This window comes from Modestobacter sp. SYSU DS0657 (assembly GCF_054050925.1).
This window is the reverse complement of sequence record NZ_JBJHAG010000018.1, coordinates 1-14,486: the sequence shown is the minus strand read 5'-3', so window position 1 is coordinate 14,486 and position 14,486 is coordinate 1. Positions and strand designations below refer to the sequence as shown.

The following is a 14,486-nucleotide window of genomic DNA, read 5'->3' as shown; positions in this document are numbered from 1 at the left end:
GCGAGGTCCGGGGGCGTGGGGACCGTTCCTCACCGCCCGTGGAACGACAGTGCCAGCGCGCGGGCGCGCGGCAGGTCCTCGGGGAAGACCAGCACGTCGGAGCGGTGGGCGGCGGGGTGCCGGATCGTCGAGCGGATGCCGGCGTCGGAGAGCACCGCCCGGAAGGCCAGCGCCGACTCCCGGCGGGTCATCGTCGCCACCGGGGTGAGCAGCTCCTCGGTCCGGCGCGGCTTGGACGAGGTGTCCGAGGCGAAGGCCCAGCGCAGGAACAGCCCGATCAGAGCCAGCCCGACCAGCGCGATGGCCGGCCCGACGAGGAAGTGCAGGCTCCCGGCGTCGATCGGCACGTCGACCTCCCCGCTGGACCGGGCCGGCCCGCCACCGGCCCGCGACCGAGTGTGCCACTGCCGCCGCGCAGGCGACCCGTGGTCACCGGCCGGTGCCTCACAGCCGGACGACGACGCCCTCGGTGGCGCTGCGGCGGGCGGCGTCGAGCACGGTGAGGCTGGCGACGGCGTCCCGGGACTCCACCGGCACCAGGCCGAGGCCGCGCACCGCTGCGGCGAACGCCGGGTAGAAGGTGTCCCAGGCGCCGGGCAGCGTCGGCACCCGGTCCTCGTGGTCGCCGCGCCGGACCCGCCCCCAGCGCTCCTCGGGCTCGGCGCCCCAGTCGGTGCCCAGGGTGGCCGGGGTCTGCCCGGCGAGCAGCGCGGCCTCCTGGCCGTCCATCGGCCCACCGACGACGTAGCTGCCGGTGGTGCCGGTGACCCGGAACCGGTCACCGGGTGCGCCCTCGCTCCAGCTGCCGGCGAGGTGCGAGCGAGCGCCGTTCGCGTGGGTCAGGGCGACGAAGACGTCGTCGTCCAGGCCGTTCCCGCGGACCCGCCACTCGGCGTAGACCGACGTGACCGGGCCGAGCAGCACCAGCGCCTGGTCGACCAGGTGGCTGCCGAAGTCCAGCAGCGTGCCGCCGCCGGACGGCCCGGGACCGGCCTCGGGGGCGAAACGTTCGAAGCGGGACTCGAACCGGGTGATCGTGCCCAGCGTCCCCGCTTCGGCCAGCGCCCGGACGGTGCGGAAGTCGGAGTCCCAGCGCCGGTTCTGGTACGGCGACAGCGCCAGGCCCAGCCGTTCGGCGCGCTCGGCGCTGGCCCGCGCCGCGGCGGCGTCCAGCGCGAAGGGCTTGTCGCACACGACCGCCAGGCCCAGGTCCAGCGCCTGGTCGGTCAGGGCGCTGTGGGTGTCCGCGGGCGTCGAGATCGCCACCGCCTCCGCCCCGGCGGCGCGCAGCTCGGCCAGTGAGCCGAACGTCGCCGTGCCCGGGTGCTCGCGGGCGACGAGCTCCCGCCGTTGCGCCGAGGAGGTGACGACGCCGACCAGGTCGACCTCCGCCGCGGCCGCGAGCAGCGGCGCGTGGAAGTACCGGCCGCCGAAGCCGTACCCCACCAGCCCGAACCGAACGGGTTCCACCACGGTGCTCCTCACCTCGACGACGCGTGCGGTGATCCTCTCCTGCCGGTCGCCGGGAGCGGCGGGCGGCTCAGAGCAGGGGCGCCGGGCGGCCGAACAGGTGTCCCTGGCCGCGGCACACGCCCAGGCACCGGAGGGACTCGACCTCGGCGGGCTCCTCGACCCCCTCCGCCACCAGCGCGGCTCCCGTGGCAGCCGCGAAGCTGACCATCGCGGTCACCAACGCCTGCTTCGCCGGGTCGCGGTGCACCCCGGTGACCAGCGCGATGTCCAGCTTGACGACGTCGGGGTGCAGCCGCAGCACGTGCCGGAGGCTGGCGTACCCGGCGCCGGCGTCGTCGACGGTCAGCCCGATGCCGGCCTCGCGCAGGCGGTGGAGGCCCCGTTCCAGGGCGTCGTAGTCGTCGACCGGGCTGTGCTCGGTGACCTCGACCGCGAGGTCGAGGTGCCGGTGGTCGAGCAGCAGGCCGGTCACCGACCGGCGCAGCAGCGCCTGCGGGGAGAGGTTGAGCCCCAGCGGTCGGCCCGCCGGCAGGCGCGGGGCGACGGCGAGCGCAGCGCGGGCGGCCAGCTCCTCCAGCTCGACCCCCAGTCCTGCCGCGATCGCGGCGCTGAACAGCTGCGCCGGTCCGTCCTCGACGTCGGGGAACCGGGCCAGCGCCTCGTACGCCACGGTCTCCCCGGTGGCCAGGTCGACGATCGGCTGGACGTGGGTGGCGACCGCGCCCTCGCTGAGCACCTCGCGCACCCGCTCGGCGGGGTCGGCCGGGGGCTCGGGCAGCGGCTCGGCCAGCCGGTCGGCGATGAGGTCGGCCAGCAGCTCCAGGGTGCGGGCGGCCGCGCCGTCCAGGTGGGCGCCGTCGTCCTGGCTGACGCAGCAGAGCATGCCGACGGGACGGCCGTCCGGGCTGCGCACCGGCGCGCCCACGTAGGAGCCGATGCCGAGATCGGTGGTGACGGCCAGGTCGCGCGTCTCGGGACGCCGACGGGCACCGGTGACCACCGGGGGGAGCTGCCCGTTGAGCACCCGCACGCAGAACGAGCCCTCCAGCGGGGGCTCCATCCCCTCGTGCACGTGCATGGTGTCCAGCGCACCGGTGGCGGCCCGGATCTGCTGGGTGCTCTCGGTGAACGTCGACATCCAGGCCACGTCCATGCCCAGCCGGGTGCGCGCCGCGTCGAGCACGCGGTGCAGCCAGGCAGGGGACAGGGCGACGGTCGGCGTCGGCGGGCTCCCGGTCACCCCCGCAGTGTCGCGCACCACACCGGGTGGCGGAACGTCCTGGTCTCGATCGCCTCGGCGGGTCGTCCGAGCCGGCGGACGAGACGGTCCTCAGCTCGCCGCCATCTCCACCGGTGCGCGACCGGCTGGCTGGTCCGGTGCAGGGCGACGCCGGTGCACGAGCGCCCGCACCAGTTCGCCCAGCGCCGCCAGGGCCAGGGCCAGGCCCAGTCCCAGGAGCAGACCCCGCAGCGGGTCCTGCTCGAAGGCCAGCCCGCCGACGTACCCGATCCCGGCGGACCAGCCGGCCCAGGTGAGCGCGGCCAGCGCGGCGAACGGCGTGAACCTCCGCAGCGGCCAGCCGACGGCGCCGGCGGTCAGGGTGACCGCCGTCCGCAGGCCCGGCACGTAGCGGGCGGTGACCAGCAGGACACCCCCGCGCCGGGTGAGCAGCCGTTCGGCCCGGTCGAGGGCGGCGCGCCGGCGGGTGCCGGGCCGGGCCCGGGACCGCAGCCGCGGACCGGCCGCATGTCCGAGCAGGTAGGAGACGTGGTCGCCGGTGAACGCACCCAGTGCCGAGACGGCGACCACGGCCACCAGGTCGGGTTGCCCGGTCGCGGCGAACACCCCGGCGGTGATGACCGCGCTCTCACCCGGCACCACCGGCAGGAAGCCGTCGACCGCGGCCAGCGTGAAGAGGAGGACCAGCACCCACGGCGAGGCCATCAGGTCCTGCACCCAGGTCAGCGCGGCGTCGGTCACGGTCGGCTCCCCGGGGACGGCATGCCGCCGAGCCTGCTCGCCCGGGGCGCCGGGCACATCCACCTGCGGTCGCGACCGGTGTCCACCGGGAGGACCACCCGGCTGCGACTCCCGGACGACGGCTCGCGACGCCCGGTGATCATGGTCACCGCCGGGAATGGGGAGCCGACCGCGGTGCCTTCGTCCCCGCGTGGGAGATCTCTGGGGGCTGACGCGGCGGCGCGTCATCGACTTCGGGCGGATGACCGCCGACCGTTGACCGCGGTCCGGCGCCCGTCCCCTCCACCCACTCCGAAAGGCACACCACCGTGCTCGCACGTCTGCGCCGCGTCCCCTTCGCGGTCCAGGTCCTCCTCGGCCTCGTCGTCGGCATCGCCCTCGGGCTCGTCGCCCGCGCCATGGGCCCGGTCGAGGGCACGTTCGTCGACGGGACGCTGGTCCCCGGCACCGACGCCAACTGGCTGACCAGCACCCTGACCACCATCGGCAACACCTTCGTCGGGCTGCTCCGGGCGATCGTCGTGCCGCTGATCGTCACCGCGATCGTGGTCAGCATCGCCAACCTCAAGCAGGTCTCCAACGCCGCCCGGCTGGCCGGGCAGACCCTGCTGTGGTTCGCGATCACCTCGCTGATCGCCGTCTCCATCGGCATCGCCCTGGGCCTGCTCACCCGGCCCGGGGACAACAGCTCGGTCGACGCCGGCCAGGCCGCCGAGCCGGCCACCACCGGGTCGTGGTGGGACTTCCTGACCGGCCTGGTGCCGGCCAACTTCCTCGGCCTCGAGGGCAACGGCTCCGGCGGCGTCAGCTTCAACATCCTGCAGCTGATCGTCGTATCGGTCGCCATCGGGTTCGCCGCGCTCAAGGTCGGGGAGGCAGCCGAGCCGTTCCTGTCGGTGACCCGCTCGGTGCTGGCGATCGTGCAGAAGGTGCTCTGGTGGGTCATCCTGCTGGCGCCGATCGGCACCGTCGGCCTGATCGGCAAGGCGGTGGCCAGCTACGGCTGGACCTCGCTCGGTTCCCTGGGCGTCTTCGTCGGCGCGGTCTACGCCGGGCTCGCGATCGTGCTGCTGGTCGTCTACCCCGTGCTGCTCCGGCTGCACGGCCTCTCGCCGCTGCGCTTCTACGCCGGCGCCTGGCCGGCCATCCAGCTGGCGTTCGTCTCCCGCAGCTCGATCGGCACCCTGCCGGTGACCCAGCGGGTCACCGAGGCCGACCTGGGCGTCCCGCGCAGCTACGCGTCCTTCGCCGTGCCGCTGGGCGCGACCACGAAGATGGACGGCTGCGCCGCGATCTACCCGGCGCTGGCGGCGATCTTCGTGGCGCAGTTCTTCGACGTCGACCTCTCGCTGACCGACTACCTGCTCATCGCCCTGGTCTCGGTGGTCGGCTCCGCCGCGACCGCCGGCGTCACCGGTGCGGTCGTGATGCTCACGCTGACGCTCTCCACCCTGGGCCTGCCGCTGGCCGGCGTGGGGCTGCTGCTGGCGGTCGACCCGATCCTGGACATGGGGCGCACCGCCACCAACGTGACCGGCCAGGCGCTGGTGCCCACGATCGTGGCCAAGCGCGAGGGCCTGCTGGACCTGGACCGCTACAACGCCACCCGCACCTCCGACCCGCTGCGCCCCGCGGCGGACCAGGACGGCACGGCCGGCGTCGACGGCGACCTGCGCACGCGGCAGCCGTCCGCCGTCTGACCTGCGGGCCCGCGCGTTGAGCCCGGTCCGGCGGTGGTCCGCCGGGCCGGGCTCAGCGCAGCAGCGGGCCGAACCGGACGTCGACGCCGGGGGAGAAGAGCACGCTGTCCGGGGCGCCGGTGACGCCCGGCAGCCCGGCCGCGGCCAGCAGCGACTCCTCCAGGGAGACCAGCTCCGCATGCCGGAGCGGCCACTCGGGGTGCTCGTTGGGCCAGTAGACCGGCCCACGCCGGCCCGGCCGGTGCAGTCCCCAGCGGGCGGTGAGGAACCGGGCCAGCGCGTCGTCCCCGGCCACGGGGTCGCCGATCCGCACCTCGATCCGGCTCTCCGCCGGCCGCGGGCCCGGCCAGCGGCGGGTGGAGGTGTAGCGGACGAGGTCGCCGGTGCGCTCGACGCGCATCCGCGACCAGAGGTAGGGCAGCCGGGCCACCCAGCGGGCGGCGAGCACCGGCAGCAGCCGCTCGGCGTCCAACGACCGGAAGACCACGCCCCGGCGCCCGGCGGCGTCGACCGAGTACAGCCGCACGTTGGTCTCGGCGAACGTGCCGAGGTACGGCAGGCCGGGGCTGCCGAGCACGCCGATGCGGAGCATCCGGAAGGGCACCAGCCCGACGTAGGTGGCGCCCTCGTGCACGTCGGGCACGGTGCCGGCCGGCAGCAACGGCGCGACGACCGCCGGGTCGACCGCCCAGTGCAGGAAGGTGAGGTCCCGCCAGCCCTGGGTGGAGACGGCGCGCAGGACCGGTCGCGGGCTGGTCGCTGTCGACGGTTCGGGATCGGCCACGGCGTCCAGCCTCCCTGCTCGGGCGTTCAGACGGGCAACGGCAGGTCGCGGTAGGTCCGGCCGGCGAGCCACCCCCAGCCGCCGTCGTCGGTGAGCGGGGCCTCGGTCCACACCCATCCGCCGTCGGGGGCGCGGGTGAAGGGCTGCAGGTCGAAGGAGAGCCGCAGCTCGTCGGTGACCGTGCGGCCCAGGTTGTGCGCCAGCAGGACGACCGTGACGCCGCTCCAGCCGAACCGCCGGCCGGTGCACCCGGCCAGTCCCGCGGCCACCTCGGGGGCCGGCACCACCAGCTGCAGGGTCAGGCAGCGCACGTGCGGTCCGGGGTGCTCGCCGCCGCGGCGCGGGGGGAGAGGCAGCGATCCGGGGTCGCGGAACCGGCCGCGGGAGGCGCGGCCCGGCTCCACCAGCGCCGGGGTGGCGCCATGGTTCTCCACCTCCAGGAGCACCTCGAAGCGGACGTCGCCGTCGCCGCGGGAGGCCAGCACGTCGGCCACCCGCACCGAGACGGCCGGCGCCGTCGCGTCCAGGGCGGCCCGGGAGGTCGTCGCGCTCGCGGACCGGGCAACCGCGGGCCGCGCCCCGGAGTAGGCCGCCAGCAGCCCCAGGGCCGAGGGGGCGGCGGTGACCAGGGCGGTGAGCACCCGGTCGTCGAGGACGACGGCCAGCGGCGCGGCGACCAGCAACTGGGCGGCGAGGACGCCGAGCAGCAGCTGCTCGCGCCGGGAACCGTCCAGCAGGGTGGTCGGTCGCCGCACGGGCTGACCCTGGCAGCCCGCGGCGACCGGGTGCCCTCGACACGCCCGGCGCGGAGCGGGGGTGCCGCCGAGGTCACGCCGTCAGGTCGGCGCACCCCTGCTCGTGCGGCAGCAGCGGCCGGAAGGTGATCGACCACCGGGCGCCGTCCGAGCCCACCCACGGGGTCTGCGTGGTCGCCTCCCGTGCGGCGGCGGCCACCTCCGCGGCCTGCGCCCCCTCGACGGTCAGGCAGGTCACCCCCGGCGCGATCGGCTCACCCGGCAGCGCCGGCCCGGGCCACTCCCGCTCCGGCGAGGCCGGGTCCGCGGGAGCGGCGGGGTCCTCGGGGACGGCAGGGTCGTCGGCCGGCGCGGTCCAGGGGCGCACCAGGGCCGCGACGGCGGTCGGCTCGTACTGCTCCGCCTCGCTCACCGCGTCCGCGCCGAGGGTGGCGGTCAGGTCGGTGAGGGCGTCGCGCAGGTCGGCGAGCCGGGCGCGGGCCTCCTGCTGGTCCTCGGTCAGCCCGCTGTCGGGCCAGTCACGCCCCTCGGCCAGGGCGTAGGCCTCCCGGACGAAGGTCTGGTCGGCGGTCCGCAGGGTGAACCGGGTGCTGGTGGCGTCGGCGAGCGGCGGCGAGCCCAGGTCACCGTCCTCCGCGAGCCCGGCGTCCAGCGCCCGCTGCGCGAGCTCCCGCACGGCGTCCCGGTCGATCCGCTGCACCTGCACGTTGGGCCAGGCCGGGCCCGGGTAGATCGCCACGACCGGGCCCTCGGTGATCACCCGGCCGTCGGCGTGGACGGCCACCGCCGGCAGCCGGGCGGCGAGCATCTCCGGGGTGGTGAACCCACCGGTCTGCTCGACCGCCAGCACCAGCGCGTCGGCGGCGTCGGGCAGGTCCGGGCCGGGGGAGGACGTGGACGGCGGTGCGTCGGCGCTGCCGCCCTGCGCGCAGGCGGCGAGCACGGCCAGCAGGCCGGCGAGGGCGGTCGCGCGGAGCGCGGGAGTCAGGCGCACACCTCCTACGACGGAGGGGGCGGCCGTCCGGTTCCACGGCCCGGTAGCGTCGGCGCCCGTGCGTCTGGTCATCGCCCGCTGCTCCGTCGACTACATCGGTCGGCTCACCGCCCACCTGCCGCCGGCGCTGCGGCTGCTGCTGGTCAAGGCCGACGGGTCGGTGTCCATCCACGCCGACGACCGGGCCTACAAGCCGCTGAACTGGATGAGCCCGCCGTGCTCGCTCAAGGACGAACTCGTCGACGGTGCGGGCACGTGGACGGTCACCAACAAGGCCGGCGAGCAGCTGATCATCACCATCGAGTCGGTGGAGCACGACTCCCGGCACGAGCTCGGCGTCGACCCCGGCCTGCAGAAGGACGGCGTCGAGGCCGACCTGCAACGGCTGCTGGCGATGCACGTGGAGACCTTCGGCGCGGGCTGGTCGCTGGTGCGCCGGGAGTACCCGACCGCGATCGGCCCGGTCGACCTGCTCTGCCGGGACGCCGACGGCACCACGGTCGCGGTCGAGATCAAGCGGCGCGGGGAGATCGACGGCGTGGAGCAGCTCACCCGCTACCTGGAGCTGCTCAACCGCGACCCGCTGCTCGCCCCGGTCAAGGGCGTGTTCGCCGCGCAGGAGATCAAGCCGCAGGCCCGGGTGCTGGCCACCGACCGGGGCATCGACTGCCTCACCGTCGACTACGCCGTCCTCAAGGGCACCGACGACCCCTCCGCCCGGCTCTTCTGATGAAGGACCCCGCTGCCCCCCACCGCTCGCGAGCTCGCGGCTGGCCTATGCAGCAGGGCCGTACCACCGGAGATCGACCCGAGGACGGGAGGACGGCAGCGTGGCCAGGGAACTGACCGAGGTCGGCGTCGTGGGGCTGGGCATCATGGGCGCCGGCATCGCCGAGGTGCTCGCCCGCGCGGGGCTGTCGGTGACCGCCGTCGACGTGACCGACCAGGCGCTGGAGCGTGGGCGGGCGCACGTCGAGACCTCCACCGGCAGGGCGGTGGCCCGCGGCCGCCTCGACCCCGCCGACCGGGACGCCGTCCTGTCCCGGATCCGCTTCACCACCGCGATGGACGACCTCGCCGTCGCCGGGCTGGTCGTGGAGGCCGTGCCCGAGCGGCTGGAGCTGAAGACGTCGGTGCTGGCCACGCTGGACCGGGTCTGCCCGCCGGGCACGATCCTGGCCACCAACACCTCCAGCCTGCCGGTCACCGAGCTCGCCGTGACCACCGGCCGCCCGGGCAGGGTCGTCGGGATGCACTTCTTCAACCCGGCGCCGGTGATGAAGCTGGTCGAGGTCGTGCGCACCGTCGTCACCGAGCCGTCGGTCGTCGAGGACGTCGAGGCGCTGTGCGGACGGCTGGGCAAGGTCGCCGTCACGATCGGCGACCGCGCCGGCTTCGTCGCCAACGCGCTGCTGTTCGGCTACCTCAACTCCGCCGTCTCGATGCTGGCGAACGGCCACGTCACCCGGGAGGACCTGGACGACGCCATGCGGCTGGGCTGCGGCCTGCCGATGGGGCCGCTGGCGCTGCTGGACCTGATCGGCCTCGACACCGCCGTCGAGGTCCTGGAGACGATGTACCGGCAGTCGCGGGACCGGCTGCACGCGCCCAGCCCGCTGCTCACCCAGCTGACGGCCGCCGGGCTGCTGGGCCGGAAGACCGGCCGCGGCTTCTGGACCTACGCCGGCCCCGGGTCGGCCGAGGTGGTGCCCGACGCGCAGACCCCGGCCGCCGGCAGCGCCGCGCTGGGGGCCCGCCCGGTGCAGGCCGTGGGCGTCGTCGGCGGCGGGCCGCTGGCCACCGCCCTCGCGGAGCGCGTCGCCGCGAGCGGCCTGGACGTCACGACCGTCGCCGGTCACGCGGAGCTGACCGGCCTGGCCGACGCGGACCTGGTGGTGGTGGCCGGGGGGGAGGAGCTTGCGGCCGAGCGGGAGCTGTTCGCCGAGCTGGGCCGGCTCACCCGGCCCGGGACGGTGCTGGCCACCACCTCGCGCGCGCCGGTGGTCCAGTGCGCCCGGGCCAGCGGCCGCCCCGTCGACGTCGTCGGCCTGCACGTCCCCGGCCCGGCGCCCGCGGAGCTGCGGGTGGCCGAGGTGGTCTCCACCGTCGCCACCGCGCCGGACGCCGCCGCCACCGGGCACGCGCTCTGCGACCGGCTGGGCATCCGGTCGGTGTCCAGCGCCGACCGGGCCGGCTTCGTCGTGGACGCGCTGCTGTTCCCCCACCTGAACGACGCCGTGCGGATGCTGGAGGCGCACTACGCCACCGCCGACGACATCGACGCGGCGATGACGCTGGGCTGCGGCTACCCGACTGGCCTCCTCGAGCTGCTCGACGTCATCGGTCTGGACGTCGCGCTGGCGGCCCAGCGGCAGCTCCACGCGGAGTCCGGCGAGCCGGGCCTCGCGCCGGCTCCGCTGCTGGAGCACCTGGTCGCGGCCGGTCACCTCGGGCGCCGGACCGGTCGCGGGATCCGCGACTCCGCGGGTCGGCAGGACTAGTGCCCCGCCGCGGCGGCTCCCGCCGCGACCGGTCCGGGGCCTCCCCGGCCGGTCGCGGTTCCCGGTCGTCCGCGCGGCGGCCCTTCCCCCCGTCGACGCCGGTGGAGGAGGCACCCGACGGCGACTGGGCGGTCCGCCCGCTCACCGGGGCCGTGGGGGACAAGACCTACCGGTGCCCGGGGTGCGACCAGGAGATCCGGCCGGGGACGCCGCACCTGGTCACCTGGCCCGCCTACGCCCGGGACTCCGACCTGACCCCGTGGGACACCGAGTCGGCCGCCGACCTGCGTCGGCACTGGCACCGGGTCTGCTGGGACAACCGCCGCCGGCGTCGCTGACGAAGGACCTCGCTGCTCCCCCCCGCTCCCGAGCTCGCGGCGGGCCCCTGCAACGGGGCCGTTCCATCACGCCGCGGTGGCGTAGACCACCACGTTGTCGGTGTAGCTGCGGCGGTCGCGGTCGAACTCGCCGCCGCAGGTGATCAGGCGCAGCTGCGGATCGGCGGTGGGGCCGTAGACCTCCGCGGTGGCGAAGTCGGTCTTGGGGTAGGCGGCCACCCGGGTGACGGTGAACGCGACCGAACTGCCGTCGGCGCGGTCGACCAGCACCTCGTCGCCGACGGCGAGCTCCTCCAGGCGGAAGAAGACCGCCGGGCCGGTGCGGTCGTCGACGTGGCCGGCCAGCACCGCCGGGCCCGGCTGCCCGGGGGCGGGCCCGGCGGCGAACCAGCCGGCCCGGGTGAAGTCGGTGGGCGGCACGAGCGCGCCGTCGCCGTCGACGCCGATGGCGGGCAGCGGGCTGTCCACGCCGATGGCCGGCACCCGCAGCCGGACCGGGGCGGGGGCGGTGATCGTCCCGGCGGTCTCGGCGACCACGACCGGCGCCGGCGGTGCCGCCGCCCGGGCCGGTTCCGCGGGGGAGGGGGCGAGCAGCGCGGCCGCGCCGGCGATGACGCCGACCGCGGCGAGCCCCAGCCGCACCCGTGCCGGCATCCGCGACCGCGGACGCCGGTGCCGGCCCTCGGTCATCCGGTCCCCGGTCAGGACGCCGCGTGCCGGGCCGACCGGCCGCGGGGAGCCACCCGGCCCCGGACGGCGAGCAGCAGGGCGGAGACCGAGAGGACGGCCAGCGCCGTGCGGCCGACCGGAGCACCGCCGTCGGCTGCGGCCCCACCCGCGCCGGCTTCCACGCCGCCGACCGGGACCACGCCGGGGCTGGCGGCGTCCAGCGCGGTGGTCACGGTGACCCCGCCGCCGTCGCGGTCCAGCAGCAGCACGGTGTGGACCGACCCGGCGGCGAGGTCGACCGGCAGCTCGGTGGGCTCGCCGGCCGCCGTCGTCACGGTCAGGGTGGCCGGGCCGCCGGGCACGTCGAGGTACTCGGTGTTGCGGGCGAACTCCAGGCCCGAGGCCAGCTCCGGGCCGTCGGCCAGGGCGAGGTCGACGGGGGAGACCTCGGCCGCCGCGTTGACCACCCGGACACGCGCCTGGCCTGCGGGGGGCAGCGACAGGTCGTCGGGCAGGACCGCGAAGCCCAGCTCGGCGAAGTACCCGACGCCGGCGATCGTGGTCGCGCTGCCGGGGCCCACCGTGACGGTCGTGGCCAGCACCGGCGGGCTCGCGGGATCGGCGCCGGCGGCGCGGGCGCTGACCGTGTACGTGCCCGCGGGCACCGACTGGTAGGCCGAGACGTCGCCGTAGGTCACCGCCGGGAGCACCACCCCGGTGCCCGGTGCGGACACCGAGTCGATGTAGGCGTCGACCGACGGGGTGTCGGGGGAGAGGTGCATCATCCGCACCAGCCCGGTGTCACCGTCAGGGGCAGCGGCGGCCGGGGAGATGCCCAGCGCGCACAGCCCGGCGCTCAGCAGGAGCAGCAGCGGGCCTCGGGTCAGCCGGGACATCGGCGTCCTCCTGTCGGTTCGGGTGCCCGCCACCCCTACCCGCGCCGGCCGGCATCTGCACGCGCGGTCCCCACGGGGTGGCGCTGGGTCATCCTCCCCCGCCCGGGGTCACCATCGCGTCGGGGTCCGGGACCAGCCGCCAGGTCAGCAGCAGCCCGTCCTCGACGGTGGTCACCCGGGCCGGCCGGTAGGGCGTGCGTTGGGCCTCCAGCCAGGCGCGCAGCCGGTCGGCCGCCGCCGCGTCGGGCAGCGGCTCCCCGCCGACGGAGCCGAGCACGGCCAGGTGGACCGGGACCCCGGGCAGCTCCCCGGGCACCGCGGGCAGGCCGGCCAGCCCGACGCCGAACCGGGCAGCCAGGCCGGCGAGCAGGGTGAGCACCCGGGGGTCGACCGCTCCGGAGCGCAGCAGCTCGGCGGCGGCCGGCGGGGCGGTGGTCGCCGGGTTGGCCAGCAGCGCCTCCCCGAGCTCCCGCCGGGCCGCCAGCTGCTGCGGGGTCGGATCGGCCGGATCGGGGTCGGCCACGGTCACGGTGGTCTGGTCCCGGACCGTGTCGCCCGGAGCTGGGTCGTCCGCGGCCGAGTCGGCCGGGAAGCGGGCCAGGGGGCGGGCGTCGCCGGCCGGGTCGTCACCGGTGGTGACCTGCAGCCGCGGCGGGGGGGCGCCGGTCGCGGCGGTGACCGGGCCGTCCGCGGGCACGAGCCGGTCGGCGCCGATGCCGGCGTGCACCAGCTCGGCGGCCAGCCGCGGGTTCGCGGCGAGCACCGCGTCGTCGGGGAGCTGCTCGCGGGCCCAGTCCGCCAGCTGGGCGTGGGCCCGGGCACCGAGGTCGGCGCGGGGTGCGGTCAGGGCACCGGCGAGCGCGGCGACGAGCAGCAGCGCCAAGGCGCCGGCGGCGGCCGGCCGGACGATCCGGCCGAGCGCGGGCCGGGCGGTGCGGAGCCGGTTGGCCAGGCCGGTGACCAGCACCGCGGCCAGGAGCGCGGCCAGCGGCAGGCAGGCCAGCAGGGCCGGGAGCCGGTGCCCGGGTGGGACGACGCCCAGCAGCGTCCCGGCCAGCAGCGCCACGCCCGCCCCGCGCAGCCGGGGCAGCCGGACGACGGTCAGTGCTCCGACGGCGAGCAGCCCGACGCCGAGCACCACGAGCGCGGCGGTGCCCGCCCCCCAGCGCGCCGGGTCGCCCGGTTGCGGGTGCCAGGCACCGACCAGCAGCCGGGTGACGACGGCGCCGGCCACGAGCCCGCCGACGGAGGGCCCCAGGGCGGCCGGCGGGCCGGTGCGGGCCGGTCCGCGCACCCGGCGCCAGGGCGTCCGCGCGGCGGCTCCGGCGGCGACGCCGACCACGAGCAGGACCAGCGCGTCCGGGGCGAGCAGCACGCCGATCAGGGTGGCCACCGCGGCGGCGGTCCCGGCCGCGGGCGAGGGCCGGCCGGACAGCAGCAGCCACGCGGCGAGCAGCAGCCAGGGCAGGGCCAGCCAGGACGGCGACGCGGCGGCCGACAGGGGGGTGAGCGCCGGCACCACCGCGAGCGCCAGCACGGCGAGCGCGGACCCGGCGTGGCCCAGGCCCAGCCGCCGGGCGGTCCGCCACAGCAGCACCCCGGTGACCAGCAGGGCGACGGCGAGCAGTTCCCGTTCGGCCGCGAGGAGGGTGTCGTGCCGGGCGAACGCGCGGGTGACGGTGGCGTAGACCGCGGTGTGCAGCGCGCCCAGCCCGTCGGGGGACAGCAGCGCGAGGTCGCCGTCCCCACGCAGCAGGACGGCCGCCGGTGCGGCCAGGGTGTCGTCGTCGGGCAGCCGGGGGGCGGACAGCCGCCGGGTGGCGACGGCGGCCAGCACCGCCAGCGCGGTCAGCGGCCAGAGGACGGCGGCGCGCCGGTCACCCGGGGGTCTCGCCGCGTGCCGGGCCCGCCGGGTGCCGGGGCGGCGGCGGCCGACCGGCGGGGTCGGGTCCGGCACGGTCGTGGTCCTCCCGCGGATTCGTCGGGCGGCCGGCCACCCGGTGGAGTCGGCCCGGCACCAGCCGCACCCGACCCTGGCACGGGGCGGGAGGCCGGGCCACCGGGGCCGACGTGTGCTGGCGGGCGGCCGAGGCCGACGTGCGAGGACCCGCCACCGGTGGTCCGGGGCGGGTCCTCGCGGGTGCGGCCGGCGCGGGTCGTGCCCGCGCCGGTCCGGGTCAGCTGCGGCCGGACTCGGTGGAGCCGGTGCCCGGGGCGCTGGGGGGGGGGGGGGGGGGGGGGGGGGGGGGGGGGGGGGGGGGGGGGGGGCCGGGGGGGGGGGGGGGGGGGGGGGGGGGGGGGGGGGGGGGGGGGGGGGGGGGGGGGGGGGGGGGGGGGGGGGGGGGGGGGGGGGGGGGGGGGGGGGGGGGGGGGGGGGGGGGGGGGGGGGGGGGGG

The 14,486-nt window shown here is 77.3% G+C and carries 14 protein-coding genes; 4 read left to right on the top strand and 10 right to left on the bottom strand.

Annotation, left to right across the window (positions count from 1 at the left end):
• Positions 1 to 29: 29 nt before the first annotated feature.
• The 4 genes from ACI79A_RS12615 to ACI79A_RS12600 form a co-directional block, all read right to left on the bottom strand.
• Entirely contained in the window at positions 30 to 347 is a 318-nt protein-coding gene (locus ACI79A_RS12615; RefSeq protein WP_457083604.1) for a hypothetical protein, read from the bottom strand.
• A gap of 97 nt (positions 348 to 444) precedes the next feature.
• Positions 445 to 1,470, bottom strand: coding sequence for a Gfo/Idh/MocA family protein (locus ACI79A_RS12610; RefSeq protein WP_457083602.1), 1,026 nt, complete (start codon positions 1,468 to 1,470; stop codon positions 445 to 447).
• Positions 1,471 to 1,540: 70 nt separating this feature from the next.
• Entirely contained in the window at positions 1,541 to 2,713 is a 1,173-nt protein-coding gene (locus ACI79A_RS12605; protein ID WP_457083600.1) for a sensor domain-containing phosphodiesterase, read from the bottom strand.
• A gap of 90 nt (positions 2,714 to 2,803) precedes the next feature.
• Entirely contained in the window at positions 2,804 to 3,454 is a 651-nt protein-coding gene (locus ACI79A_RS12600) for a DedA family protein (protein ID WP_457083598.1), read from the bottom strand.
• Between the two features lie 308 nt (positions 3,455 to 3,762).
• Here ACI79A_RS12600 and ACI79A_RS12595 point away from each other — a divergent pair, with 308 nt between their 5' ends.
• Positions 3,763 to 5,154 carry a dicarboxylate/amino acid:cation symporter gene (locus ACI79A_RS12595; protein WP_457083596.1) on the top strand — a complete coding sequence of 464 codons (1,392 nt, stop codon included), beginning with the start codon at positions 3,763 to 3,765 and terminating at the stop codon, positions 5,152 to 5,154.
• A 52-nt stretch (positions 5,155 to 5,206) separates the two neighbouring features.
• On the opposite strand, the gene ACI79A_RS12590 is transcribed toward ACI79A_RS12595, so the two are convergent.
• From ACI79A_RS12590 to ACI79A_RS12580, 3 genes are all read right to left on the bottom strand, one after another.
• The gene (locus ACI79A_RS12590; protein ID WP_457083594.1) at positions 5,207 to 5,938 is read right to left on the bottom strand and encodes a YqjF family protein; all 732 of its coding nucleotides are present in this window, start codon (positions 5,936 to 5,938) and stop codon (positions 5,207 to 5,209) included.
• 26 nt (positions 5,939 to 5,964) lie between these two features.
• Complete coding sequence (locus ACI79A_RS12585; protein WP_457083592.1) at positions 5,965 to 6,693, bottom strand: hypothetical protein; 729 nt, start codon at positions 6,691 to 6,693, stop codon at positions 5,965 to 5,967.
• Between the two features lie 73 nt (positions 6,694 to 6,766).
• A complete protein-coding gene (locus tag ACI79A_RS12580; RefSeq protein ID WP_457083590.1) occupies positions 6,767 to 7,687 on the bottom strand; it encodes a hypothetical protein in 921 nt (306 codons plus the stop codon).
• Between the two features lie 58 nt (positions 7,688 to 7,745).
• Here ACI79A_RS12580 and nucS point away from each other — a divergent pair, with 58 nt between their 5' ends.
• From nucS to ACI79A_RS12565, 3 genes are all read left to right on the top strand, one after another.
• Positions 7,746 to 8,417, top strand: coding sequence for an endonuclease NucS (gene nucS, locus ACI79A_RS12575; protein ID WP_457083588.1), 672 nt, complete (start codon positions 7,746 to 7,748; stop codon positions 8,415 to 8,417).
• Between the two features lie 100 nt (positions 8,418 to 8,517).
• Positions 8,518 to 10,188: a 3-hydroxyacyl-CoA dehydrogenase family protein gene (locus tag ACI79A_RS12570; RefSeq protein ID WP_457083586.1), complete on the top strand. Its 1,671-nt coding sequence runs from the start codon at positions 8,518 to 8,520 to the stop codon at positions 10,186 to 10,188.
• 101 nt (positions 10,189 to 10,289) lie between these two features.
• Complete coding sequence (locus ACI79A_RS12565) at positions 10,290 to 10,526, top strand: hypothetical protein (protein WP_457083584.1); 237 nt, start codon at positions 10,290 to 10,292, stop codon at positions 10,524 to 10,526.
• 66 nt (positions 10,527 to 10,592) lie between these two features.
• On the opposite strand, the gene ACI79A_RS12560 is transcribed toward ACI79A_RS12565, so the two are convergent.
• From ACI79A_RS12560 to ACI79A_RS12550, 3 genes are all read right to left on the bottom strand, one after another.
• Positions 10,593 to 11,180 carry a class F sortase gene (locus ACI79A_RS12560; RefSeq protein WP_457083582.1) on the bottom strand — a complete coding sequence of 196 codons (588 nt, stop codon included), beginning with the start codon at positions 11,178 to 11,180 and terminating at the stop codon, positions 10,593 to 10,595.
• A 47-nt stretch (positions 11,181 to 11,227) separates the two neighbouring features.
• Positions 11,228 to 12,091, bottom strand: coding sequence for a DUF4397 domain-containing protein (locus ACI79A_RS12555; RefSeq protein WP_457083580.1), 864 nt, complete (start codon positions 12,089 to 12,091; stop codon positions 11,228 to 11,230).
• A gap of 88 nt (positions 12,092 to 12,179) precedes the next feature.
• Positions 12,180 to 14,048: a hypothetical protein gene (locus tag ACI79A_RS12550; protein ID WP_457083578.1), complete on the bottom strand. Its 1,869-nt coding sequence runs from the start codon at positions 14,046 to 14,048 to the stop codon at positions 12,180 to 12,182.
• Positions 14,049 to 14,486: the final 438 nt, after the last annotated feature.